This is a genomic window from Scandinavium sp. UTDF21-P1B (assembly GCF_040750395.1).
Taxonomy (GTDB): Bacteria; Pseudomonadota; Gammaproteobacteria; order Enterobacterales; family Enterobacteriaceae; genus Scandinavium.
In genome coordinates, this window is record NZ_JBFLVD010000006.1 from 108,482 (window position 1) to 133,109 (window position 24,628).

General features: G+C 56.5%; 18 protein-coding genes and 1 pseudogene. 13 read left to right on the plus strand and 6 right to left on the minus strand.

The features are described 5' to 3' along the window. Both gudD and AB1287_RS03345 read left to right on the plus strand, forming a co-directional pair. Complete coding sequence (gene gudD / locus AB1287_RS03340) at positions 1-1,341, plus strand: glucarate dehydratase (protein WP_435616980.1); 1,341 nt, start codon at positions 1-3, stop codon at positions 1,339-1,341. 34 nt (positions 1,342-1,375) lie between these two features. Beyond that, a complete protein-coding gene (locus AB1287_RS03345) occupies positions 1,376-2,515 on the plus strand; it encodes a glycerate kinase (RefSeq protein WP_312629815.1) in 1,140 nt (379 codons plus the stop codon). Positions 2,516-2,557: 42 nt separating this feature from the next. Here AB1287_RS03345 and barA read toward each other — a convergent pair whose 3' ends face one another. Continuing rightward, positions 2,558-5,305: a two-component sensor histidine kinase BarA gene (gene barA / locus AB1287_RS03350; RefSeq protein WP_435616930.1), complete on the minus strand. Its 2,748-nt coding sequence runs from the start codon at positions 5,303-5,305 to the stop codon at positions 2,558-2,560. Positions 5,306-5,362: 57 nt separating this feature from the next. Here barA and rlmD point away from each other — a divergent pair, with 57 nt between their 5' ends. The 6 genes from rlmD (at position 5,363) to queE (ending at position 13,881) form a co-directional block, all read left to right on the plus strand. Further along, complete coding sequence (gene rlmD, locus AB1287_RS03355) at positions 5,363-6,661, plus strand: 23S rRNA (uracil(1939)-C(5))-methyltransferase RlmD (protein ID WP_435616931.1); 1,299 nt, start codon at positions 5,363-5,365, stop codon at positions 6,659-6,661. A 50-nt stretch (positions 6,662-6,711) separates the two neighbouring features. Continuing rightward, entirely contained in the window at positions 6,712-8,946 is a 2,235-nt protein-coding gene (gene relA / locus AB1287_RS03360; protein WP_312629810.1) for a GTP diphosphokinase, read from the plus strand. A gap of 105 nt (positions 8,947-9,051) precedes the next feature. After that, positions 9,052-9,843, plus strand: a complete 792-nt coding sequence (gene mazG, locus AB1287_RS03365) for a nucleoside triphosphate pyrophosphohydrolase (RefSeq protein WP_435616932.1) — start codon at positions 9,052-9,054, stop codon at positions 9,841-9,843. A 223-nt stretch (positions 9,844-10,066) separates the two neighbouring features. Further along, positions 10,067-11,704: a glutamine hydrolyzing CTP synthase gene (gene pyrG, locus AB1287_RS03370; protein ID WP_435616933.1), complete on the plus strand. Its 1,638-nt coding sequence runs from the start codon at positions 10,067-10,069 to the stop codon at positions 11,702-11,704. 79 nt (positions 11,705-11,783) lie between these two features. Beyond that, a complete protein-coding gene (gene eno / locus AB1287_RS03375; RefSeq protein WP_435616934.1) occupies positions 11,784-13,079 on the plus strand; it encodes a phosphopyruvate hydratase in 1,296 nt (431 codons plus the stop codon). Between the two features lie 130 nt (positions 13,080-13,209). Next, entirely contained in the window at positions 13,210-13,881 is a 672-nt protein-coding gene (gene queE, locus AB1287_RS03380; RefSeq protein WP_435616935.1) for a 7-carboxy-7-deazaguanine synthase QueE, read from the plus strand. Positions 13,882-13,986: 105 nt separating this feature from the next. On the opposite strand, the gene AB1287_RS03385 is transcribed toward queE, so the two are convergent. Continuing rightward, positions 13,987-15,465 carry an FGGY-family carbohydrate kinase gene (locus tag AB1287_RS03385; protein WP_435616936.1) on the minus strand — a complete coding sequence of 493 codons (1,479 nt, stop codon included), beginning with the start codon at positions 15,463-15,465 and terminating at the stop codon, positions 13,987-13,989. A gap of 26 nt (positions 15,466-15,491) precedes the next feature. Further along, the gene (locus tag AB1287_RS03390) at positions 15,492-16,793 is read right to left on the minus strand and encodes a nitrate/nitrite transporter (protein WP_435616937.1); all 1,302 of its coding nucleotides are present in this window, start codon (positions 16,791-16,793) and stop codon (positions 15,492-15,494) included. 332 nt (positions 16,794-17,125) lie between these two features. On the opposite strand from AB1287_RS03390, the gene AB1287_RS03395 reads away from it, so the two are divergent. From AB1287_RS03395 to AB1287_RS03415, 5 genes and pseudogenes are all read left to right on the plus strand, one after another. Further along, positions 17,126-17,911, plus strand: a complete 786-nt coding sequence (locus AB1287_RS03395; RefSeq protein ID WP_159758298.1) for an SDR family oxidoreductase — start codon at positions 17,126-17,128, stop codon at positions 17,909-17,911. A gap of 80 nt (positions 17,912-17,991) precedes the next feature. Then, the gene (locus tag AB1287_RS03400) at positions 17,992-19,446 is read left to right on the plus strand and encodes an FAD-binding oxidoreductase (RefSeq protein WP_435616938.1); all 1,455 of its coding nucleotides are present in this window, start codon (positions 17,992-17,994) and stop codon (positions 19,444-19,446) included. Between the two features lie 45 nt (positions 19,447-19,491). Next, positions 19,492-20,856, plus strand: a pseudogene (locus AB1287_RS03405) (MFS transporter); the annotation flags it as partial. Beyond that, positions 20,834-21,613, plus strand: a complete 780-nt coding sequence (locus AB1287_RS03410; protein WP_435616940.1) for an electron transfer flavoprotein subunit beta/FixA family protein — start codon at positions 20,834-20,836, stop codon at positions 21,611-21,613. The pseudogene AB1287_RS03405 and the gene AB1287_RS03410, both read left to right, overlap by 23 nt. After that, entirely contained in the window at positions 21,610-22,446 is an 837-nt protein-coding gene (locus AB1287_RS03415) for an electron transfer flavoprotein subunit alpha/FixB family protein (RefSeq protein ID WP_435616941.1), read from the plus strand. Before AB1287_RS03410 ends, AB1287_RS03415 begins: the two co-directional genes overlap by 4 nt. Here AB1287_RS03415 and AB1287_RS03420 read toward each other — a convergent pair. From AB1287_RS03420 to AB1287_RS03430, 3 genes are read right to left on the minus strand one after another with little or no spacing between them, the layout of a single operon-like run. Beyond that, a complete protein-coding gene (locus tag AB1287_RS03420) occupies positions 22,430-23,005 on the minus strand; it encodes a glycerol-3-phosphate responsive antiterminator (protein ID WP_312628716.1) in 576 nt (191 codons plus the stop codon). The two genes, AB1287_RS03415 and AB1287_RS03420, sit on opposite strands and share 17 nt — an antisense overlap. Before the next feature lie 18 nt (positions 23,006-23,023). Next, the gene (locus tag AB1287_RS03425) at positions 23,024-23,296 is read right to left on the minus strand and encodes a ferredoxin family protein (RefSeq protein ID WP_435616942.1); all 273 of its coding nucleotides are present in this window, start codon (positions 23,294-23,296) and stop codon (positions 23,024-23,026) included. Continuing rightward, positions 23,287-24,555: an FAD-dependent oxidoreductase gene (locus tag AB1287_RS03430; protein WP_435616943.1), complete on the minus strand. Its 1,269-nt coding sequence runs from the start codon at positions 24,553-24,555 to the stop codon at positions 23,287-23,289. Before AB1287_RS03430 ends, AB1287_RS03425 begins: the two co-directional genes overlap by 10 nt. Positions 24,556-24,628 lie beyond the last annotated feature (73 nt).

Consider the following 24,628-nt stretch of genomic DNA (forward strand, 5'->3'; position numbering starts at 1 on the left):
ATGACGCTTCAACACTCCACGCCAATCGTGACCTCAATGCAGGTGATCCCGGTTGCCGGGCACGACAGCATGCTGATGAACCTGAGCGGGGCGCACGCGCCGTTCTTCACCCGCAATATCGTTCTGATTAAGGATAATGCCGGGCATACCGGCGTCGGCGAAATTCCCGGTGGTGAGAAAATTCGTCAGACCCTGGAAGATGCCGCGGCGCTGGTGGTGGGTAAAACCCTTGGCGAATATAAAAACGTTCTCAACCTTGTGCGCACTGCCTTTGCCGATCGCGACTCTGGCGGCCGTGGCATGCAAACCTTCGATCTGCGTACCACTATTCACGTGGTGACGGGCATTGAAGCGGCGCTGCTGGATTTACTCGGTCAGCATCTGGGCGTCAACGTCGCATCCCTGCTGGGCGACGGGCAGCAGCGCAGCGAAGTGGAGATGCTCGGTTATCTGTTCTTCGTCGGCGATCGTCAGCGTACGCCGTTGCCGTATCAGAGCCAGCCGGATGACAAATGCGACTGGTACCGCGTGCGCCACGATGAAGCGATGACGCCGGATGCGGTCGTGCGCCTGGCGGAAGCGGCCTATGAAAAATACGGCTTCAATGATTTTAAACTGAAAGGCGGCGTGCTGAGCGGCGAGGAAGAGGCCGAAGCGGTGACTGCGCTTGCCGGACGCTTCCCGCAGGCGCGCATTACGCTCGACCCGAACGGGGCCTGGTCGCTGGATGAAGCGATAAAAATCGGCAAGCAGCTGCGTAACGTGCTGGCCTATGCGGAAGATCCGTGCGGCGCGGAGCAGGGCTTCTCCGGGCGAGAAGTGATGGCGGAATTCCGCCGCGCGACCGGCCTGCCGACGGCCACCAACATGATTGCGACGGACTGGCGGCAGATGGGGCACACGCTTTCGCTCCAGTCCGTGGATATTCCGTTGGCGGATCCGCACTTCTGGACGATGCAGGGCTCGGTGCGCGTGGCGCAGATGTGTCATGAGTTTGGCCTCACCTGGGGCTCGCATTCCAATAATCATTTCGATATTTCGCTGGCGATGTTCACCCACGTGGCCGCTGCTGCTCCGGGCAAAATTACCGCCATCGACACTCACTGGATTTGGCAGGAGGGCAATCAGCAACTGACCAACTCACCGTTTGAGATCAAAGGCGGCATGGTTCAGGTGCCCTCCACGCCTGGCCTCGGCGTTGAGCTGGATATGGACCGCGTTATGCATGCTCATGAGCTGTATCGGAAACACGGGCTCGGCGCACGTGATGATGCCATGGGGATGCAGTATCTTATTCCAGGATGGACGTTCGACAACAAGCGCCCGTGCATGGTGCGCTAATGGAAAAATGCCGTAACCCCGTTAAGGACAGCCTATGAAAATCGTGATAGCCCCGGATTCATACAAAGAAAGCCTGAGCGCGCTGGAGGTGGCCTGCGCCATTGAGGCAGGCTTCAGGCAGATATTCCCCGATGCTGAGTACGTCAAAATTCCGGTGGCGGATGGCGGTGAGGGCACCGTGGAAGCGATGGTTGCCGCTACCCGGGGGCGCGTTATCACGGTGGACGTTACCGGCCCGTTGGGCGAACCGGTGCAGGCGTTCTACGGTATTTCCGGCGATGAGCACACCGCGTTTATCGAAATGGCGGCCGCCAGCGGTCTGGAAAGCGTGCCGCCCGCGAAGCGTAATCCGCTGAAAACGACGTCGTGGGGCACGGGCGAACTGATTCGCCACGCGCTGGATGCGGGAGTGAAAGAGATAATCATCGGTATCGGCGGCAGCGCCACCAACGACGGCGGAGCCGGAATGGTGCAGGCGTTAGGCGTGAAGCTGCTGACTGAAAATGAGCAGCCAATCCCGCCGGGAGGGGAAGGGCTGGAGCAGCTGGCAAAGATTGAGCTTTCCGGGCTGGATCCGCGCCTGGCAGAGTGCCACATTCACGTCGCCTGCGACGTCACCAATCCGCTGACGGGGAAAGAGGGCGCTACGGCCGTGTTTGGGCCGCAAAAAGGCGCGAATGCGGAAATGATCCCGCGGCTGGATGCGGCGCTGACGCACTATGCCACGCTTATTCAACGTGATTTAAATATTGATGTACTGCGCCTTGAAGGCGGGGGCGCGGCAGGCGGTATGGGCGCCGCGCTGTTTGCCTTTTGCGGCGCAACGCTGCGCCCGGGCATTGAGATTGTGACCGAAGCGCTCCAGCTGGCGGAAAAGGTGGCCGACGCCACGCTGGTTATTACCGGCGAAGGACGAATCGACAGCCAGACCGTTCACGGTAAGGTTCCCGTTGGCGTCGCGAAAGTGGCAAAGCGTTTTAACATCCCGGTGATTGCCATTGCCGGTAGCCTGACCGACGACGTTGAGGTTGTGCATCAGCACGGTCTGGATGCGGTATTCAGCGTGCTCTGTCAGGTGGGTACGCTTGAAGACGCGCTGGCGGGTGCGCAGGAGAACGTCAGACGCACGGCGCGCAACGTGGCGGCGGTGCTCAGGATGGGGTCAGTTTATTGAGCTGCCCCTCTCCCAAAGGGAGAGGGTAGCCGTGAATTTACATTACCCCAAAATCTCGCGGGCTTCCCGGGCGACGTTGTCCATCTCGTCCAGCAGCTCCAGCAGCTCGGGCTCCAGATCTTCCGGCGAGGCACCATTGCGCAGCTGGCCTTCAATCAGGTGGCACAGATTTTTTAGCCGCGGCACGCCGCTGTAGCCGCAGCTGCCGTGCAGCTTATGGATGGCATCGACCAGGTCCTCCGGCTTTTCGCCCACCAGCTGTTCTTCCACCTTGTTGCGGATTTCCGGCAGGAACTCCACCAGCATTTGCAGCATATCCCGCGCCAAATCCTGCTTATTGGCTGCCTGACGCAGCGCCAGCGCCCAGTCGAACGTGGTATCGATATTCACCGGCGGATGCGATTCCGGAACCTCAACGGACGGGGCGCTCATCCCTGGCTTGTAGCGCAGCAGCAGGTTATGCAGCTTGCTCTCTTCAATGGGCTTCGCCAGATAGTCATTCATCCCGGCGCTCAGAAGCTTCTCTTTCTGGCCCGCCATGGCATGTGCGGTCACCGCAATCACCGGTGTTTGCTGCTGGTGCGGCAGCTGGTGAATCAACTCACAGGCGCGAATGCCGTCCATATCCGGCATCTGAATGTCCATTAAAATCAGGTCGAACTGCATCTGCTTCGCCCGCTCAATTGCCTGCAGGCCGCTGTCGCACAGCTCGACGTTTTGCACCTGATCTTCGAGCAGGGCGCCGATAAGCTTCAGGTTGGCCGGGTTATCGTCCACCGCCATCACTGACATACCGAGGCGCGAATCGGCAGGGATCGCTTCTTCCGGCGTCTGGTTAATCCGGCAATACTCCGTCAGCGCTGGCAATAAGCGAGTGGCGGTGAGTGGCTTCAGCAGGCAGGCGGCAGCGCCCGCTTTTTTCAGCGCTTCGGCGTTTACCTGAGCATGACACGGGAGCCCCAGCACGAGGAAATCGGACATGGAATAGGCGCGTTCAAGCTTATCGGTGTGAAGGCTAAGGTCCCGCATGGACACGGGCACCCCAATCAAGAGAATGTCGTAGCGCTCTTCCGGTAAAGCGGAGAAGGTCGGGCTATAAACCACGTCCAGCGGCGTAGTCGCCAGTAAATCCAGCGTGGACTGCGCCGCGGCAGCGTTGGCTTCAACGTATGCCAGCCGTTTCCCGGCCAGGCACGCGGTGGCCAGACTATCGGAAGCCACGTTGGGGTTCAGATCGAGATTGATATGGAACCAGAAGGTCGAGCCGCGGTTCGGCTGGCTGTGGAAGGAGATATCACCGCCCATCTCTTTGACCAGCTTCTGGGTGATAACAAGACCCAGCCCGGTACCGCCATGACGTCGCGAAATGCTGGCGTCTGCCTGACGGAAGGCCTGGAATAGGCGGGACTGATCGCGCTCAGGAATGCCGATGCCGGTGTCGCGAATCTGTACCTCAATCTGCGCTTTGTTGTGGCTCATCGAGCGCTTCTCTACCAGCACGTCGATATTGCCGTTTTCAGTGAATTTAATCGCGTTACCGACCAGGTTTGTAATGATCTGCTGCAGGCGCAGCGGGTCGCCAATCACGTTATCCGGCACGTCGTTTTTGATGTTCAGCGTCAGCTCAAGGTCTTTATCGTGGGCAGAGTGAGCAAGCAACGTGACAACCTCATCCAGCGAATTGCGCAGCGGGAACGGAATGCTTTCGAGCACCAGCTTGCCCGCTTCCAGCTTCGAGAAGTCCAGCACGTCGTTGATGATGGAGAGCAGATTATGCGCTGAACGTTCAATGGTATTGAGGTGATCTCGCTGGGTTGGGTTGAGATCGGTTTTCAGCGTCAGGCGCGTAAAGCCAATCACGCCATTCAGCGGCGTTCGCAGCTCATGCGACATATTGGCGAGGAATTCAGATTTAATGCGCGCCGCTTCCTGGGCACGCTTTTTGGCGAGATCCAGCTCGACGTTCTGGATTTCCATCTGCTCCAGGGTTTCGCGCAGATCGGAGGTCGCCTGGTCGACGTTGTGCTGCATCTCTTCGTGATAGGCGGCAAGCGACATCGCCATCGAGTTGATGCCGTTTTTCAGCATGTCGAGTTCGCCGAGCATGAAGCCTTCCACGCGGCTGTCGAGCTGACCACGCCGGATACGGTCGACGGTATTCACCATATTGCGTATTGGCCCGGTGACATCGCGCATCAGACGCCAGCCGAATATCAGCGCGATGCCTATACAGAACAGCATCATCACGCTGGAGATGAAAATCTCTTTGTACTGCTGCAGACGAACCGATCTCAGATCCAGCTCCAGCGCCACGTAGCCGAGCATATTGATCGGCGTTTTGGCATCCGACGACGGCGACTCATCCGGTGAATAGCTTTCGGAAATGATAGGCGTACGCAGGATCATCAGATCGCCGCTGCGGTGAACGTTTAACTTGCGGGGGAGCGGCGCGCCCTTCGGCAGCTGGAGTTCGCTCGGATCGAGATGGTAATTCGAGGTAACAAACAGCCGGTTGTGTTCGTCGTAAACCGAAATTGCCCGCACGATGTCCGAATGGCGGCGGTGCAGGACGCTAATTAGCTGCCCAATTGACTCGCGGTTTTGCAGGTTCATGCCATATTCACTGGATACCGCGAGCGGCTCAATGATGCTGGCTCCGGCATCTTCCAGCTGACGCTGCAGATCGTGGTAGCGGTGAACGACAAAGAAGATGCTGAGCAGCAAACCGATGAGCACGGTCGGAGCCAGAATCAGGATCATCATGCGCGCGCGAAGGCTGTAGTTGGTCATGGAGGTCCGTTATGGGAGAATCAGGGTTAATACATTACGTTTGAGAAAAATCTCTGAATGGCGCAATTCTACTCTGCAAAACGCCGCGTGACGACGCGCGAGATCATAACCGTAACGGTAAACGACCTGGATCCTTTCGGCCAGGGCGTGGCGCGCCACAACGGAAAAACACTGTTTATCAATGAATTATTGCCTGGTGAGCGGGCGGAAATCCGTATTGCTGAGGATAAAAAACAGTATGCGCGCGGGCAGGTAAAACGTCGACTTAGCGACAGCCCGGAGCGTGAAAAGCCCCGCTGTCCGCATTTTGGCGTCTGCGGTGGCTGCCAGCAGCAGCATGCCAGCGTCGCGCTACAGCAGCGCAGCAAGCAGGCGGCACTGGCGCGACTGATGAAGCGGGACGTGGATGAACTCCTCTCTGCCGAACCCTGGGGCTACCGCCGCCGTGCTCGTCTGAGCCTGAATTACCAGCCAAAAACCCAACGCTTACAGATGGGTTTTCGCAAGGCCGGGTCGAACGATATCGTAGATGTGACGCAGTGCCCCGTTTTGGTGCCCGCTCTTGAGGCATTATTGCCCGCCGTACGCGAATGCCTGAGCGGACTTGCCGGCGGACGCCATCTCGGCCATGTGGAGCTGGTGCAGGCCGACAACGGCCCGCTGATGGTGCTGCGCCATACCGCACCGCTAAGCGCTGCGGATAAAGCAAAACTGGAACAGTTTTCGCATTCACACCAGCTTGCGCTGTGGCTGGCACCACAAAGCGATAGCATTGAACAGGTTAGCGGAGAACAGCCCTGGTACACTTCAGACGGGCTACGCTTAACGTTCAGCCCGCGCGACTTTATTCAGGTAAATGACGGCGTGAACCAGAAAATGGTGACGACCGCGCTGGCCTGGCTGGACGTTCAGCCGGAAGATCGCGTGCTGGATCTGTTCTGCGGAATGGGCAACTTTACGCTGCCGCTGGCGAAACGCGCCGCAAGCGTGGTTGGCGTGGAAGGCGTGCCTGCCCTGGTCGAAAAAGGCCAGCAGAATGCACAGCATAACGCGTTACACAATGTGACGTTCTTTCACGAAAACCTCGAGGAAGATGTCACCCTGCAGGCCTGGGCGAAAAACGGGTTTGACAAAATTTTACTCGATCCTGCGCGGGCGGGCGCACCGGGCGTGATGCAGCATATCGTAAAATTGGCCCCCAGACGGGTGGTCTATGTCTCCTGCAACCCGGCGACGCTGGCGCGAGACAGCGAGGTGCTGCTGGCGGCGGGCTATCAAATTCAGCGTCTGGCAATGCTGGACATGTTCCCGCACACTGGGCACCTGGAGTCGATGGTGCTGTTTGAGCACAAATAATGAATCAAGGCTTGTCGAATCCGACAGGCCCGGCCCTAAAGGAGAGGACAATGGTTGCGGTACGCAGTGCACATCTTAATAAAGCTGGGGAGTTCGATCCGGTTAAATGGATAGCAAGCCTGGGCATTTCCAGCCAGCAGTCGTGTGAACGCTTAGCCGAAACATGGACCTATTGTCGCGAACAAACCCTCAATCACCCTGACGCGGAGCTGCTGCTGTGGCGCGGCGTCGAGATGGTCGAAATCCTCTCTATGCTGAACATGGATATCGATTCCCTGCGGGCTGCGTTGTTGTTCCCGCTCGTGGTCGGCGATGTGGTCAGCGAAGAGACGCTGGAAGCGAGCGCCGGCAAATCCATCGTCACGCTGATTCACGGCGTGCGCGACATGGCTGCTATTCGCCAGCTGAAAGCGACCCACAATGATTCTGTCTCTTCGGAGCAGGTCGATAACGTGCGCCGCATGCTGCTGGCGATGGTCGACGATTTCCGCTGCGTGGTCATCAAGCTTGCCGAGCGCATTGCGCATCTACGTGAAGTGAAGGACGCGCCTGAAGACGAGCGCGTGCTGGCGGCAAAAGAATGTACCAACATCTACGCGCCGCTGGCGAACCGTCTCGGTATCGGTCAGCTGAAGTGGGAGCTCGAGGATTACTGCTTCCGCTACCTGCACCCGGCGGAGTACAAGCGCATCGCCAAACTGCTGCACGAGCGCCGTATCGACCGCGAGCACTACATCGACGAGTTCGTCGGCACGCTGCGCGCCTCCATCAAAGAAGAGGGCGTGAAGGCCGAGGTCTACGGGCGACCGAAACACATCTACAGCATCTGGCGCAAAATGCAGAAGAAGCATTTGCAGTTCGATGAGCTGTTTGACGTGCGTGCGGTACGCATCGTTGCTGAGCGTTTGCAGGACTGCTATGCGGCGCTGGGTATTGTGCATACCCATTTCCGCCATCTGCCGGACGAGTTCGACGATTACGTCGCTAACCCAAAACCGAACGGCTACCAGTCGATTCACACCGTTGTGTTAGGGCCGGGTGGTAAAACGGTCGAAATTCAGATCCGTACCCGTCAGATGCACGAAGAGTCTGAGCTTGGCGTGGCGGCGCACTGGAAATACAAAGAGGGCGCGGCTTCCAGCGGCGCTCGCGGTCACGAAGATCGTATCGCGTGGCTGCGTAAGCTGATTGCCTGGCAGGAAGAGATGGCGGATTCGGGCGAAATGCTCGACGAAGTGCGCAGCCAGGTATTCGACGATCGGGTGTACGTCTTTACCCCGAAAGGCGACGTAGTGGACTTGCCTGCGGGCTCCACGCCGCTCGATTTTGCCTACCATATCCACAGCGATGTCGGTCACCGTTGTATTGGAGCGAAAATCAGCGGGCGTATCGTGCCGTTCACCTACCAGCTGCAGATGGGCGATCAGATTGAAATCATCACCCAGAAGCAGCCGAACCCAAGCCGCGACTGGCTGAATCCGAACCTTGGCTACGTTACCACCAGCCGCGGGCGCTCGAAAATTCACGCCTGGTTCCGCAAACAGGATCGCGATAAAAACATTCTCGCCGGCCGCCAGATCCTTGACGACGAGCTGGAACGCCTCGGCATCAACCTGAAGGAAGCCGAGAAGCACCTGCTGCCGCGCTACAACTTCAATGAACTGGACGAGCTGCTGGCGGCGATTGGCGGCGGCGATATTCGCCTCAATCAGATGGTGAACTTCCTGCAGGGCCAGTTCAACAAGCCGAGCGCGGCGGAGCAGGACGCGGCAGCGCTGAAGCAGCTTCAGCAGAAAACTTACAACCCGCAGCAGAATCGCAAGAAAGACGACGGGCGCGTGGTCGTGGAAGGCGTGGGCAATCTGATGCACCATATTGCGCGCTGCTGCCAGCCCATTCCGGGCGATGAAATCGTCGGATTTATCACCCAGGGGCGCGGGATCTCCGTGCATCGTGCCGACTGCGACCAGCTGGTGGAACTGCAATCCCACGCGCCGGAACGCATTGTGGATGCCGTCTGGGGCGAAAGCTACTCTGCCGGGTATTCGCTGGTGGTCCGCGTACAGGCCAACGATCGCAGCGGCTTGTTGCGTGATATCACCACGATCCTCGCCAACGAGAAGGTTAACGTGCTGGGCGTGGCCAGCCGCAGCGATACGAAGCAGCAGTTGGCCACTATCGACATGACCATCGAAATCTACAACCTGCAGGTGCTGGGCCGCGTGCTTGGCAAGCTGAACCAGGTACCGGACGTGATTGACGCTCGCCGTCTGCACGGCGGATGAGCGCATAATTTTTCGTAGGCCGGATCAGGTGTTGCCGCCATCCGGCATTTTCCCCGGCGGCGCACTGCTTGCCGGGGCTACGTTCTTTTTCATCAGGATATAAAAATGAATCAAATCGACCGCCTGCTCGGCATCATGAAGCGTCTGCGAGACCCGGAAAACGGCTGTCCGTGGGACAAAGAGCAGACTTTCGCCACCATCGCGCCATACACCCTCGAAGAAACCTACGAAGTGCTGGACGCCATCAGCCGTGAAGATTTTGACGACCTGCGTGGCGAGCTTGGCGATCTGCTGTTCCAGGTGGTGTTCTACGCGCAGATGGCGCAGGAGGAAGGGCGCTTTAACTTCGATGATATCTGCGCCGCCATCAGCGACAAGCTCGAACGTCGCCATCCGCATATCTTTGGCGATGCGACCGCGGGCAACAGCGCGGAAGTGCTGGAACGCTGGGAAGCCATTAAAAGTGCTGAACGTGCCGAAAAAGCTCAGCACTCGGCGCTCGACGATATTCCGCACAGCCTGCCTGCGCTGATGCGTTCCCATAAAATCCAGAAGCGCGTCTCTGCCGTGGGCTTCGACTGGACGTCGCTTGGCCCGGTGCTCGACAAAGTCTACGAAGAGATCGACGAAGTGATACACGAGGCCAAACAGGCCGTCATTGACGAAGCAAAGCTCGAAGAGGAGATGGGCGACCTGCTGTTCGCAACGGTCAATCTGTCCCGCCATTTAGGCGTCAAAGCCGAGACGGCGTTACAAAAAGCCAACCTCAAATTCGAGCGTCGTTTCCGGGAAGTAGAACGGATTGTTGCCGCGCGAGGCCTGGAAATGACCGGAATTGACCTCGAAGCGATGGAAAGCGTGTGGCAGGAGGTAAAACGGCAGGAAACTGATCTCTAACACTTTTTTGCGATCAAGCGCGATTTGTGTGATTTTTAAAATGACAAGCGCTTGATTTGCGTCAAAAACATTTACCCAAAAGGGGCTATTTTCTCACTCCTTATCTTGCTTGAGCCTGGGAATGGAGGCGAAGAATGAATGTTTGTAGCGCTCGCCGTGTTCGGGTATACTACTTTCCCGTCCTGGTTATTCCATCATTCCAACCTAACTTCTCAGGTTCAGCATGACAACGAACTATATTTTTGTGACCGGCGGGGTCGTATCCTCTCTGGGTAAAGGCATTGCAGCCGCCTCCCTCGCAGCCATCCTCGAAGCCCGTGGCCTTAACGTGACCATGATGAAACTGGATCCGTACATCAACGTCGATCCGGGCACCATGAGTCCTATCCAGCACGGGGAAGTGTTCGTTACTGAAGACGGCGCTGAAACTGACCTGGACCTGGGTCACTACGAGCGTTTCATTCGCACCAAAATGACTCGCCGCAACAACTTCACCACTGGCCGTATCTACTCTGACGTCCTGCGCAAAGAGCGCCGTGGCGATTACCTGGGCGCAACCGTTCAGGTTATCCCGCACATCACCAATGCCATTAAAGAACGCGTACTTGCGGGCGGTGAAGGTCATGACGTGGTGCTGGTAGAAATCGGCGGTACCGTAGGTGATATCGAATCCCTGCCGTTCCTCGAAGCGATTCGCCAGCTGGCCGTGGATATCGGTCGTGAACATGCGCTGTTCATGCACCTGACTCTGGTGCCTTACCTGGCCGCGGCGGGTGAAGTCAAAACCAAGCCGACTCAGCACTCCGTGAAAGAGCTGCTCTCCATCGGTATTCAGCCAGACATTCTGATCTGCCGCTCCGATCGCGCCGTACCGGCCAACGAGCGTGCAAAAATTGCTTTGTTCTGTAACGTTCCAGAAAAAGCCGTTATTTCGATGAAAGACGTCGATTCCATTTATAAAATCCCGGGCCTGTTGAAATCACAGGGCCTGGACGATTATATTTGTAAACGATTCAGCTTGAACTGTCCGGAAGCCAATCTGTCAGAATGGGAACAGGTTATCTACGAAGAAGCTAACCCGGCAGGTGAAGTCACGATTGGTATGGTCGGCAAGTACATTGAGCTGCCGGATGCCTATAAGTCCGTGATTGAAGCGCTGAAGCACGGTGGTCTGAAGAACCGCGTCTCCGTCAACATCAAGCTTATCGATTCGCAGGATGTTGAAACCCGCGGCGTAGAAATTCTGAAAGATCTGGACGCCATTCTGATCCCTGGCGGCTTCGGCTACCGCGGTGTTGAAGGTAAGATCGCGACCGCACGCTATGCGCGTGAAAACAATATTCCTTACCTCGGCATTTGCCTGGGTATGCAGGTTGCATTGATTGAGTTCGCTCGTCACGTAGCCGGGATGGAAAACGCCAACTCGACGGAATTTGTGCCAGACTGTAAGTACCCGGTTGTGGCCCTTATCACCGAATGGCGTGACGAAGACGGGAATGTCGAAGTGCGTACTGAGAAAAGCGATCTCGGCGGCACCATGCGTCTGGGGGCTCAGGCCTGCCAGCTCAGCGACGACAGCCTGGTTCGCAAGATGTACGGCGAAGAGACTATCACCGAGCGTCACCGTCACCGCTACGAAGTCAACAATATGCTGTTGAAACAGATTGAAGCTGCGGGCCTGCGCGTTGCGGGCCGTTCCGGGGATGATCAGTTGGTCGAGATCATCGAGGTGCCGAATCATCCGTGGTTCGTCGCCTGTCAGTTCCATCCGGAGTTTACTTCTACGCCGCGTGACGGGCATCCGCTGTTTGCAGGCTTCGTGAAAGCCGCCAGCGAATACCAGAAGCGTCAGGCGAAGTAAAAAAGTTAGAACGGCAGCGCCCCTGGTTGGGGCGCTGTTTGTCTGGAGTTTTAGTTTAACTTGTACTGAGGAAAACCTAATGTCCAAAATCGTTAAAGTCATCGGTCGTGAAATCATCGACTCCCGTGGTAACCCGACTGTTGAAGCCGAAGTACACCTGGAAGGTGGTTTCGTCGGTATGGCTGCTGCGCCGTCAGGTGCATCTACCGGTTCCCGCGAAGCGCTGGAGCTGCGTGATGGCGACAAATCCCGCTTCATGGGTAAAGGCGTACTGAAAGCAGTTGGCGCGGTAAACGGCCCAATTGCTCAGGCTATCCTTGGCAAAGATGCCAAAGATCAGGCTGGCATCGACAAGATCATGATCGATCTGGACGGTACTGAAAACAAATCTAACTTCGGCGCTAACGCAATCCTGGCTGTGTCTCTGGCAAACGCCAAAGCGGCTGCAGCTTCTAAAGGTCAGCCGCTGTTCGAACACATCGCTGAGCTGAACGGCACCCCGGGCAAATACTCCATGCCGGTTCCGATGATGAACATCATCAACGGCGGTGAGCACGCAGACAACAACGTTGATATTCAGGAATTCATGATTCAGCCAGTTGGCGCGAAATCCCTGAAAGAAGCGGTACGTATGGGTTCTGAAGTGTTCCATAACCTGGCTAAAGTTCTGAAAGCTAAAGGTATGAACACGGCTGTGGGTGACGAAGGTGGCTACGCGCCAAACCTGGGTTCCAACGCAGAAGCGCTGGCTGTTATCGCTGAAGCGGTTAAAGCAGCAGGCTACGAGCTGGGCAAAGACATCACTCTGGCGATGGACTGTGCAGCGTCTGAATTCTACAAAGACGGTAAATACGTTCTGGCTGGCGAAGGCAACAAAGCGTTCACCTCTGAAGAGTTCACTCACTTCCTGGAAGACCTGACCAAACAGTACCCAATCGTCTCCATCGAAGATGGCCTGGACGAGTCTGACTGGGCTGGTTTCGCATACCAGACCAAAGTACTGGGCGACAAAATCCAGCTGGTGGGTGACGATCTGTTCGTAACCAACACCAAGATCCTGAAAGAAGGCATCGAGAAAGGCATTGTTAACTCTATCCTGATCAAATTCAACCAGATCGGTTCCCTGACCGAAACTCTGGCTGCAATCAAGATGGCGAAAGACGCTGGCTACACCGCTGTCATCTCTCACCGTTCCGGTGAAACCGAAGATGCAACCATCGCTGATCTGGCGGTAGGTACTGCAGCAGGCCAGATCAAAACCGGTTCCATGAGCCGTTCTGACCGTGTTGCTAAGTACAACCAGCTGATCCGTATCGAAGAAGCGCTGGGCGAAAAAGCACCTTACAACGGTCGTAAAGAGATCAAAGGTCAGTAAAACTGACTTTGGTTCTTAATAAAAACCCGCTTCGGCGGGTTTTTTGTTTCCGCCATGAAGCAGCTCCCGCACATGACCTCAACGCTATCTTCTGCGATACTTACCGTTTACACCTTTCACAGAGACGACTATGCAGTACCCGATTAACGAAATGTTCCAGACCCTGCAAGGCGAGGGTTACTTCACCGGCGTGCCTGCCATTTTTATTCGCTTACAGGGATGCCCGGTTGGCTGTGCGTGGTGTGATACCAAACATACCTGGGAGATGCTGGAAGATCGGGAAGTCTCTTTGTTCAGCATTCTGGCGAAAACCAAAGAGAGCGACAAATGGGGCGCGGGTACGCCAGACGATTTGCTGACCGCCATCAGCCGTCAGGGCTGGACGGCGCGCCACGTGGTCATCACCGGCGGTGAGCCGTGTATCCATGATTTAACCCCGCTGACTACCCTGCTCGAACAGAACGGCTACAGCTGCCAGATTGAAACCAGCGGTACTCACGAAGTGCGCTGCTCCCACGCGACATGGGTGACCGTATCGCCGAAGGTGAATATGCGCGGCGGATACGAAGTCTTGTCTCAGGCGCTACATCGCGCGGATGAAATTAAGCACCCGGTTGGCCGCGTGCGTGATATCGAAGCGCTGGATGAACTGCTGGAAACGTTAACTGACGAAAAACAGCGCGTGATTGCCCTGCAGCCGATCAGCCAGAAGGATGACGCGACGCGCCTGTGCATTGAAACCTGCATTGCCCGCAACTGGCGTTTGTCGATGCAGACGCACAAATACCTGAATATTGCCTGACGAAAAAAAGCCCGGCAGCGCATTGCCGGGCCCTGGAAAATCCTGAATCGTAGGCCGGGTAAGCTTGCGCACCCGGCAATTCGCCACCGGGCACTCTGCATAAGCTCACGCGTTCGACCAGCTCTGAATTGCATCCACCTTGCTTAAATCTCCGTGGAACACTTCGTACGATTTTTTCAGAATCGGATCGGTGTGTTTGGTCAGATCTTTAAAGATCCCCTTATTCATTGCCTCATAGCGAGCGGCATGGGTGGCAACGGGGGTAAAGACATCTTTTACCCGAACCATATTATCGACCGCTTTCTGATACGACGGATACAGGCCAAGACCCACTGCCGTATTGATCGCCGCCCCCAGGCTGGCGCAGCCGTTGATCGCATTGCGCCGCGCTGGCATGTTGAAGACGTCGGCAAAAATCTGCATAAACAGGTCGCTGTTGGAGCCACCGCCGGTGATGATCACCTGCTTAGCCTGCTGCTGCATTTCACTCGTCATGCTGTCGTAGTTATTTTTCAGCGTCAGCGCGATGCTCTCAAGGATGGAGCGGTAAATCCACGCGTAGTCCATCGTGGCGTTAAAGCCAATCATGATCCCGCGCTTGTACGGCTCCCACGGGTTGGTCAGCCAGTCGAGAACGGTCATCAGTCCGTCGCATCCTGGCGGGACGTGGCTGGCTTTTTGGTTGAGCAAATCCTCTGGCGAAATGCCTTGCGCTTGCGCATCCTGAATCAGTGATTCGCCCAGCATGTCGCGTAGCCAGCTGACGGTCCACATGCCTTTACGAATGCCGTAGCCTTCGTAGAGTAATGTTTCCGGAATGGAGGACATAATCGGCCAGTAAGCCTGCGGATCTTTTGGTAACGTCTTGCCGTTCATCATCAGGGCAATATAGGTGCCGAGCGAAATGACCGCTGTTTCATCGTCAAGCAAACCCGCACCCAGGGCTTCTACGGCTTTATCGCTGGTGCTGCATACCACCGGCAGCCCTTGCGGGAAGCCCGTTGCTTTAGACGCTTCCGATGTGATGTGACCCAACACCGTGCCCGGCATTTGCACATCAAAAAGCATTGTCCGCGGAATATTAAATTTCTCGAAGACGGCCGGGTCTTCGCTCCAGCTCCAGGTTTTGTAGTCCACCGGCCATTGACCGAAGTAGTTGGCGATATTGTCCTTACGCTCGCCGGTCAGGCGGTGGGAAAGATAGCCGGAGAAAGAGGTGACGTAAGCCACTTCGTCATTTGTGTGTTCATAAGGCCGCGTCACGCGAGAGTCCTGCCAGCTGATGAGCTGCGCGGCGGGCGTGCCGTCCGCTTTTAACAACGCGCGGCAGCAGCGAATGGAGCCTAAACCGATGCCGACGATGTTTTCCGGGCTTCCGCCAAACTGGCGCATCAAATCTTTTCCGGCGGCGCACAATGAGGTCCAGAGATCGTCGTCCGGGTGCTCTACCGTATCCGCATCCGGCGTGTACATGGGCTGCAGTAGCCCTTTACCTTCACAGACTACGTTGCCTTTCAGGTCGTACATCACAACTTTGGTACTCTGACTTCCGCCATCAATTCCAATGATGTATTTCTCAGACATTGTCCTTCTCCTTTAAATTGCCACCGTCACTCGCCAGCGCTTTCTGCAGCCAGTGACGCTACATTTTTCGTTTCCTGGCCAGCGGCGCGGATTTTCCTGAACAACAGGAAAGTAAAGACGATAACCATGCAGACTGCGCCCAGGCCCATCAGCCACATATTGCGGTAGGCTTCCGCTGCGGGCAGCGTGTCCTGCCAGTGGCCAACGATGGGATACACAAATACGTCAGGCAGAAAGCCGATTACCGAGCAAATCCCGACGGTGGTACCCATGATAAAGGTCGGCGTTCTGGCCTCGCCCGGGCAGGCGAAATAAAGCCCGCGTGAGGCGTAACAGGTAAAAGCGAGCAGCAGAATCAGGCCAATACCGATGACAACAGACTGAGGGTTGTTATTGGTCACCAGCAGGGCTACCAGCGTCAGGGCACTGACGATGGAGAGAAGCTGAATTACGCGCGTCGGTGATTTCACCCGGCTGTAGGTCGTAATCAGACCGCCCAGCGGGCCGCAAAAGGCGCGGAAAATTTTGTTAATCACAATCCCCATATAGCTCGCCGCAACCAGCGACATGCCGTACATCTCGGTCAGATAGTTGGTGGAGTAGCTAAGGATGGCGTAGATGGTGTACACGCCAAAGATAATCAGGCTGCAGTACCAGGTGGTGGTGATGCGCAGTACGGAAAGGATATCGCTCAGCTGGAAGCTTTTTTTCTGTACGTTGCTTTCTGCATTGTGCGGTTCCACGCCGTCGGCGACGAAGAACCAGCAGAGGATCCCCAGCAGAATGTAGACCACGCTGTAGATCAAAATCACCGTCTTCAGGCTGTTCGGGTCATCGGCCGCAAAGCGGGAAAAAGCCCACATGGTGAACACCGCCAGCGACATCACGCCCACGCCGCGCAGGCCTTCCATCCAGCCCATGATTTTGCCCTGTTCCGTGCTGTCGCCAAGCATCGAGGCTGCCTTGATGGACACCGACCACAGCATCAAAATAGTGGTAATGGCAAAAGCCACCTGAATGAGCAGCATCACCCAGAGCGGGGGATAGGTAGCCATCAGCAGGCCAAGCAGGCCGGTCACGATCATCGCAGAGGTGATCATTTTACGGTGAGAAAATTTATCGGCAATCACACCGCTGGGGGCATAAAGAATAATTGCGGTTATTCCGAAAGTACTCATTATTAACCCTATTTCGGTATTGCTGAATCCCATAAATTTTGCCATGGGGATTTGGTAAATATACCGTAAATAAGCCAGGTCAAAACTGACGCCGCCGCTAAAGCTTATAATGGCGAGGGTTATCCAACGGCGATATGATGATTTTTGCATATCGTTCTCTCGTGTTATCTGGACGGAAAACAAACAAAAAAAAGAGAAAAGTAAGCCGCCTTTGCAGGTGGATTACTTTTCTCATGGGCTCTAGTAATTGGCATAACAAATAACATGTTCAGGCTGGCTTGAGTGTGAGAATAATCACGCTTCTTATGATTACTGAATTTGAATGAGCGAAACCCAGCTCTGTGAAGCTCATCACATTCGCGACTAAGTGGCTATGCTAAAAATTATGCCCAGTTACCAGAGAATATGAGAAAGGTGACTTCCCTCTAAGCGGGGGAAGTTGCCTTTCTTTTTTTTTGCCTAAAGGATTGTGGAGCCAAATCATGTCTATCGAATCGCTTAATGCATTTTCAATGGATTTCTTCTCCCTGAAGGGAAAAACGGCCATCGTTACCGGTGGCAACAGCGGTCTGGGTCAGGCGTTTGCCATGGCGCTGGCGAAAGCCGGAGCGAATCTGTTTATCCCAAGCTTCATCAAAGACAACGGCGAAACCCGCGAGCTGATTGAGCAGCAGGGCGTACAGGTCGAATTCATGCAGGTCGACATTACCGCTGAAGGTGCGCCACGCAAGATTATCGCTGCCTGCTGTGAACGCTTTGGCACCGTTGATATCCTCGTCAATAACGCCGGGATTTGTAAGCTCAATAAGGTACTGGATTTTGGCCGCGCCGACTGGGATCCGATGATTGACGTCAACCTGACGGCGGCATTTGAACTCAGCCACGAAGCGGCAAAAATCATGATCCCGCAAAAGCACGGGAAAATTATTAATATCTGTTCTCTATTTTCGTATTTGGGTGGGCAATGGTCGCCTGCTTATTCCGCAACCAAACATGCACTCGCTGGTTTCACCAAAGCTTATTGTGATGAATTAGGTCAATACAATATTCAGGTCAACGGGATTGCACCTGGATATTACGCAACCGAAATCACAACGGCCACGCGCAGTAATCCGGAAACTAACCAGCGCGTTCTGGATCATATTCCTGCTAATCGCTGGGGAGATACGCAGGATTTAATGGGAGCGATGGTTTATCTTTCCAGCCGCGCTTCTGATTATGTCAATGGTCATTTATTAGTCGTTGATGGTGGATATTTAGTCCGCTAATTAAGGTTATTCTTAAGCGATATTGCCTGCTGAATAGGGTGGTTCCTGCCATTTTTACTTTAAATCAGAAAGGAAACGTTATGTCTTTATCCCGCGAAGCGATTGTTGAACAGGTAAAAGAAATTGTTGGTCCGGAGCGTGTTGTTACCGATGAAAACATCCTGAAGAAAAACAGCGTTGACCGCTTCAGAAAATTTGCCGATATCCACGGCGTGTTCACGCTGCCGCTGCCGGCCGCAGTAGTCAAACTGGGCTCCACTCAGCAGGTTTCCCAGGTGCTGGCGTTTATGAATCAACATAAGATTAACGGCGTGCCGCGCACCGGGGCATCCGCAACGGAAGGCGGGCTCGAAACGGTGGTTAAAAACTCGCTGGTGCTCGACGGCTCCGGGATGAACAAAATCATCGATATTGATATCGAAAATATGCAGGCCACCGCGCAGTGCGGCGTGCCGCTGGAAATTCTGGAAAATGCCCTGCGCGCCAAAGGCTACACCACGGGCCATTCACCGCAGTCAAAACCGCTGGCGCAGATGGGCGGCCTGGTCGCAACCCGCAGTATCGGCCAGTTCTCCACGCTCTATGGCGCGATTGAAGACATGGTGGTCGGGCTTGAAGCCGTGCTGCCGGATGGCACCATCACCCGCATCAAAAACGTGCCGCGCCGCGCCGCCGGGCCGGACATCCGCCACATCATCATCGGCAACGAAGGGGCGCTGTGCTACATCACGGAAGTGACAGTGAAAATTTTCAAATATACCCCGGAAAACAACCTCTTCTACGGCTATATTCTTGACGATATGAAGGTTGGTTTCGACATCCTGCGAGAAGTGATGGTCGAGGGTTACCGTCCGTCTATCGCTCGCCTGTACGACGCCGAAGACGGCACGCAGCACTTCACCCATTTTGCCGATGGCAAATGCGTGCTCATCTTTATGGCCGAGGGCAATCCACGTATAGCGAAAGCGACTGGCGAAGGGATTGCCGAGATTGTTGCCCGCTATCCGCAGTGCACTCGCGTGGACAGCAAGCTCATCGAAAACTGGTTCAACAACCTGAACTGGGGTCCGGAGAAAGTGGCTGCTGAGCGCGTGCAGATCCTCAAAACCGGCAACATGGGCTTTACCACGGAAGTTTCAGGCGACTGGAGCAGCATTCATCAGATTTACGAGCGCGTGATCCACCGTATCCGCACCGAGTTCCCGCACGCCGACGACATCACCATGCTGGGCGGCCACTCTTCTCACAGCTACATCAACGGCACCAATATGTACTTCGTTTACGACTACAACGTGGTGGACTGCAAACCAGAAGAAGAGATCGACAAGTACCACAACCCACTGAACAAAATCATCTGCGAGGAGACGATCAACCTCGGCGGATCGATGGTTCACCACCACGGTATCGGCAAGCACCGCGTGCACTGGGCCAAAGCGGAGCACGGCACCGCCTGGGCGCTGCTGGAAGGGCTGAAGAAGCAGTTTGACCCGAACGGCATCATGAACACCGGGACTATCTATCCGATTGAAAAATAATCACTATAAAGGCTTCTCCCATGGGGAAGCCGTCTTTTTTCCTGAGGGGGAGCTATGAGCGCGTCACCTGTACGAATGGACGATCTGCCGCTAACCCGCTTTCACTGGCGCATTGCCGGCCTCACCTTTGGTGCGCATCTGACCGACGGCTATGTGCTGGGCGTCATTGGCTATGCCATCATTCCGCTCCAGTCACAAATGAATCTGACGCCGATGCTGGAAGGGCTGATCGGCGGCTCGGCGCTGTTTGGCCTGTTTCTCGGTAGCCTGATCCTCGGCTGGATCTCCGATCACATTGGTCGCCAGCGCATCTTCACCTTCAGCTTTTTGCTGATCGCCCTGGCTTCCTTCTTACAATTTTTTGTCACCTCGCCGGAGCAGCTGATCTTCCTGCGTATGCTGATTGGTTTTGGCCTCGGCGGCGACTACTCGGTAGGGCATACGCTACTGGCGGAGTTTTCGCCTAAGCGCTATCGCGGCATGCTGTTGGGGGCATTCAGCGTGGTCTGGACGCTGGGGTATGTGCTGGCGAGCGTTGCCGGGCATCACTGGATCAACAGCGAACCCGAAGCCTGGCGCTGGCTTCTGGCGTCTGCGTCGCTCCCCGCGCTGGCAATAACGCTGCTGCGCATGGGCACGCCGGAATCACCCCGCTGGCTGATGCGGCAAGGGCGTATTAATGAAGCCCACGCCGTCGTCCGCCGCTTTCTTGGCGCGAACGTACTTCCCGGCGATGAAATTTCCGGCGTGACGACCCGCCACATCAGCACGCTCTTTTCCGCCCGCTACTGGCGGCGAACGGCGTTTAACAGCCTGTTCTTTATCTGTCTGGTGGTGCCGTGGTTCGTCATTTACACCTGGCTGCCAACCATCGCCCAGACCATCGGGCTGGAAGATGCGCTGACCGCCAGCCTGATCCTTAACTGCCTGCTGATCGTCGGCGCGCTGCTCGGCCTGGTGCTGACCTGGTCGCTTTCACGGCGTCAGTTCCTGATCGGCAGTTTTCTGTTTCTGGCGCTGACGCTCACGGCGCTGGCGTTTACTCCGGCCAGCAACAGCACGCTGATCCTGCTGCTGTTTGTTCTGTTCAGCACCGCGATTTCGGCGGCAAGCAATCTGGTCGGCATCCTGCCCGCTGAGAGTTTCCCGACGGATATTCGTTCGCTGGGCGTGGGCTTTGCCACGGCGATGAGCCGTCTGGGGGCGGCTATTGCCACTGGCTGTTTGCCGATGGCGCTGCTCTCCTGGGGAATGTGCAATACCTTGCTGATTCTGGTGGTGGTACTGCTGGTCGGGCTGGTGGTGTCAGTGCTTTGGGCACCGGAAACCCGAAATTTATCGCTGGTGGAGGCAGCCGGGCTTCCACCGAAGCCGCAGGGAAAGGTCGATGAACATACTGTTGGCGTTTAAGGCCGAACCGGATCTGTCGATGCTCGCGGAAAGCGACTGGCAGGCTGCCGCGTGCAGCGGAACCGGCCCCGATCGCAGGCTGATGCGAATACTGATGGGGAACGACGAGCAGGGGGCGGCGGAGCTGATGCTACAGGCGCGTGAGGTCAATCCGGCCCTCGTGCTGAGTGCCGTGACGCTCGGTGATGAACGGGCACTTCCTGCTCTGCGCAACATGGCGGCGCTGGGCTTTGCACGCCAGACGTTATTACTTTCTCGCGAAGATACTCGCTTCTCGCCGGTTTATATTGCCCGGCAGCTGGCGGCGCAGGTCAGAGCACAGAATGCCGGGCTCGTGCTGCTCGGGTGCCAGAGCAGCGAAGGGCAGAACGGGCAGACCGCTTGGCTGCTGGCGGAAATGCTCGGCTGGCCTTGTTTATCTTCGGTTTGCGGGCTTGGCGTCGACGGGGAAGGATTTATCGTTGAATGTGAGGACCTGCGCCAGCGTAGCCGCTGGTGCGTGCAGCAGCCTGCGGTGTTAAGAGTGCAAAACCGCAGCCAGCTGGCGCTGCGGGTGCCGGGCATGCGCGCAAGGCTTGCGGCGGCGAAAGTCGACGTAGAGCAGATCGTCTGTGAACCTTCTGATGCCGCTGAAATAACCTGCCTGTCTCTGGAACGACAGATAACCCGACGTAGTGGCACCATTATTGACGGCCCTGCGCCCCAGGCGGCAAAGCGGCTGTGGGATGACTATCTGGCTGAAAGGATAACGCTGTGAAAATTGCTGTTGTGGCGCTACAGCCTGAAGACGAAGGGCAGCTGGCTGACTTTCTGGCGCAAAATGCGCTGTCGCCGCAGCTGTGCTGGCGAACGCAGAATGCTTCGGTGGAATCGCGGCTGGCGACGCTGGAGGCTGAATGTCTCCCGGTCTCACCCGATCTGATCCTGTTTCCTTCTTCACCTGAAGGGAATGAGCTGGCAACCCGCCTGGCGTGGCGGCTACAGGGCAGTGCGATTTGCCTGGCGCTGGGCGTTAACAGCGAAGCCCGAACGGTGACGAAAGCCGTTTACGGTAATGCACTGACGGCCACGTTGAAGCCTGAGCGTTATCCCCTTTGCTTATCCATAGCGGCAGAGTTTCCGCGTCAGCAGGCTATTTTCCCTGCGAATACATCCGTCAAAGTGCTGGCCCCGATACCTGTTTCCGGAGAGCTGCCGCCGCCGGAGATCCTCAGCAAATCTGAGCATCCCCTGCAGTCGGCTCGTGTTGTGCTGGCAGCCGGGCAGGGGGCGATGGATCGGACCGTTGCCAGTCTGGCGGAAAAGCTTAAAGCGGAGATCGGCTTTACCCGTCAGCGTGTGATGGCGGGTCACTGTGACGAGCAGCGCATGCTTGGGATTTCCGGACAGAGCATTGCGCCGGAGGTTTGCCTGATTGCCGGAGCCTCCGGGGCCTCCGCCTTTATGGCGGGCGTGGCGCAGAGCCAATTTATTGTCGCGATCAATCACGATCCCGACGCGCCGGTTTTTGCTGCGGCGGATGTCGGGATCGTCGGGGAGGCAGAACAAGTGCTGGAGGCGCTGGTGGCCTGCGTCAGTTCAGAGATTTAGCCAGCTTCCAGACGTCGGTATTGGTGGTAGAGAGCGCCAGTACGCCCGCCTCAATCGCATTGCGGGCATCTTCCTCATCGCACACCAGGCCACCGGCAATCAGCGGCTGGCGCACCTTTTCCGTTACCCAGCTCAGCACCTTCGGCATACAGCCGGGCAGGATTTCAATGCAGTCCGCGTTCGATTGCGCCACCTGTTTGTCGATGTTGTGAAATGAAATTGAGTCGACGATAAACAGGCGGTGAATGCAGAAAAAGCCCTCTGCACGCGCGGCTTTCAGCATATTGGGCTTGGTGCTGATAATGCCGTCGGCCTGAGTCACCAGCTTGAGAAACTGAATCACCACTTCCTTATTTGACGCGCCTTCCAGTAAATCAACGTGGATAAAGGCGATTTTCCCGGCCTGCTTAATCTTCTGGACGATCCCGGTGATGGTGCAAATGTTGCCGTAGAGCACGGAAATACACTGGCATTCGGAGGCGATGGCCAGCTGCAGGCTGGCGTTGTCTTTTACCGCGGCGATAACCGGGTTCTGTCTCAGCAGGTGAAGTAGCGACACTCGAAATCCTTAGATGTATTAGCCAAAACGCAGGGTCAACCCGCAGCCAGAGAGGGGATAGCGCCACTCAGCAAGGGCGGCGTCACCGGCCACCAGCCGACAGCAGCCGCACTCCAGGCAACCCTGAAAGTGCACGTCTACCTTGCCAGCCGCGTCGCGCTGAAACAACCCGGCCGGACAAATCTTTTCCAGCAGGGCAATCTGCTCTTCGCTAAGAGATGGTTGGAGCGCAATGTGCGCCTCACCGGCGGGATGGTAGCAGTTGCGCGTAAGGCTTTCGTTTACAGACATCGCAGGCTCCTCAGAAGATCGCGACTCAATCGGGTGAATCCGAAGCGACGCGCGTGGCGGAACAGGATTTGCCACAGCGGCGGGTTAGCGCTGGCATCGACGCGAGTCAGATCCCGCATGACGGCCTGGCTGAATTCCGGCCAGTGGCGATACCAGCTTTCGCTTTGAAGCAGGTCTGGCACATCGCGATAGCGCTGAAGCTGCTGCCAGAGTGCGCTGCGCTGTAGCTCGCTGTCATACAAGGTTTGCAGCGGCTTATCCGGCTGCTGAAAATGCGCCGCCAGCGTTCGGGCTGCGGCCTGCGCGCTAAGGATGGCGGTGTCCATTCCCCTGACCGTGACGCCGGTGTTGATGCAGGTGCGCAGCGTATCGCCAACCAGCAGCCAGCCTTCACCCGCACGCTGCAACGGCACGCTGTTCATGCCGCCTTCAGGCACCAGATGTGCGCCATATTCCAGCGTTTCGGCATCGCGAATCAGCGGGCGTAGAGTCGGGTGATGCTTGAGTTTTGCCAGCAGCGAAGAGGCTGAACCGGGTGCGCAGCGCAGCGAGGCCAGTGGGGCAACAATGCCGAGCGACAGTGACTGCTGGTTGGTATACAGAAACGCACCCGCAGGCTTACTGCCGCAAATCTGTCCGCTGAACAGCCACGCTGCACCTTCGTTGTTTTCGATATGAAATCGCTCCTGAATCCGCGTGTCGTCGAGGGCGAGCGTTTCTTTGATACCGAGCGCCATGGTCTCAGGAGAAGGGCGAGGAGCGAGATTCGCCTGTTCGGCAAGCAGGCTGTTTGCGCCTTCCGCCAGCACAACGACTTTTGCCCGCAGCGTTTCGCCTTCACAGTTAATGCCCGCGATGCGGCCATGCTCCCGCAGCAGCGTTTCAACCGTGACATTGCACAACAGCTGAGCACCTTCCGCTTCCGCCTGCGCTGCAAGCCACGGATCGAAGCGGGCGCGCAATACGCTCCATGAGTCACTCGCCGGATGCTGTGCACAAAGCGTGGTTCCGCCATCTGCGGTCAGTAACGAAAAATGTTCGCGGTTGATAAGGCGCTCGAGCGGCGCGGTCTTCTGGAAATCAGGGAGAATGTCGGCGAGGGCGTAGCCATAAAGCCTGCCGCCGGAGAGGTTTTTACTGCCGGGCTGTTCGCCGCGCTCAATAAGCAGAACCGACAGCCCGGCGCGGGCGCCGAGCAGGGCGCAGGTTGAGCCTGCTATCCCTGCGCCAATAACAATAAGATCAAAATCGTCCGCCACCCTGCGCTCCTTTTCTGAGAACACATTAGCCTAACATGGCGGAATTAAAGGGAATTTGACCGCTGCCGCAAAG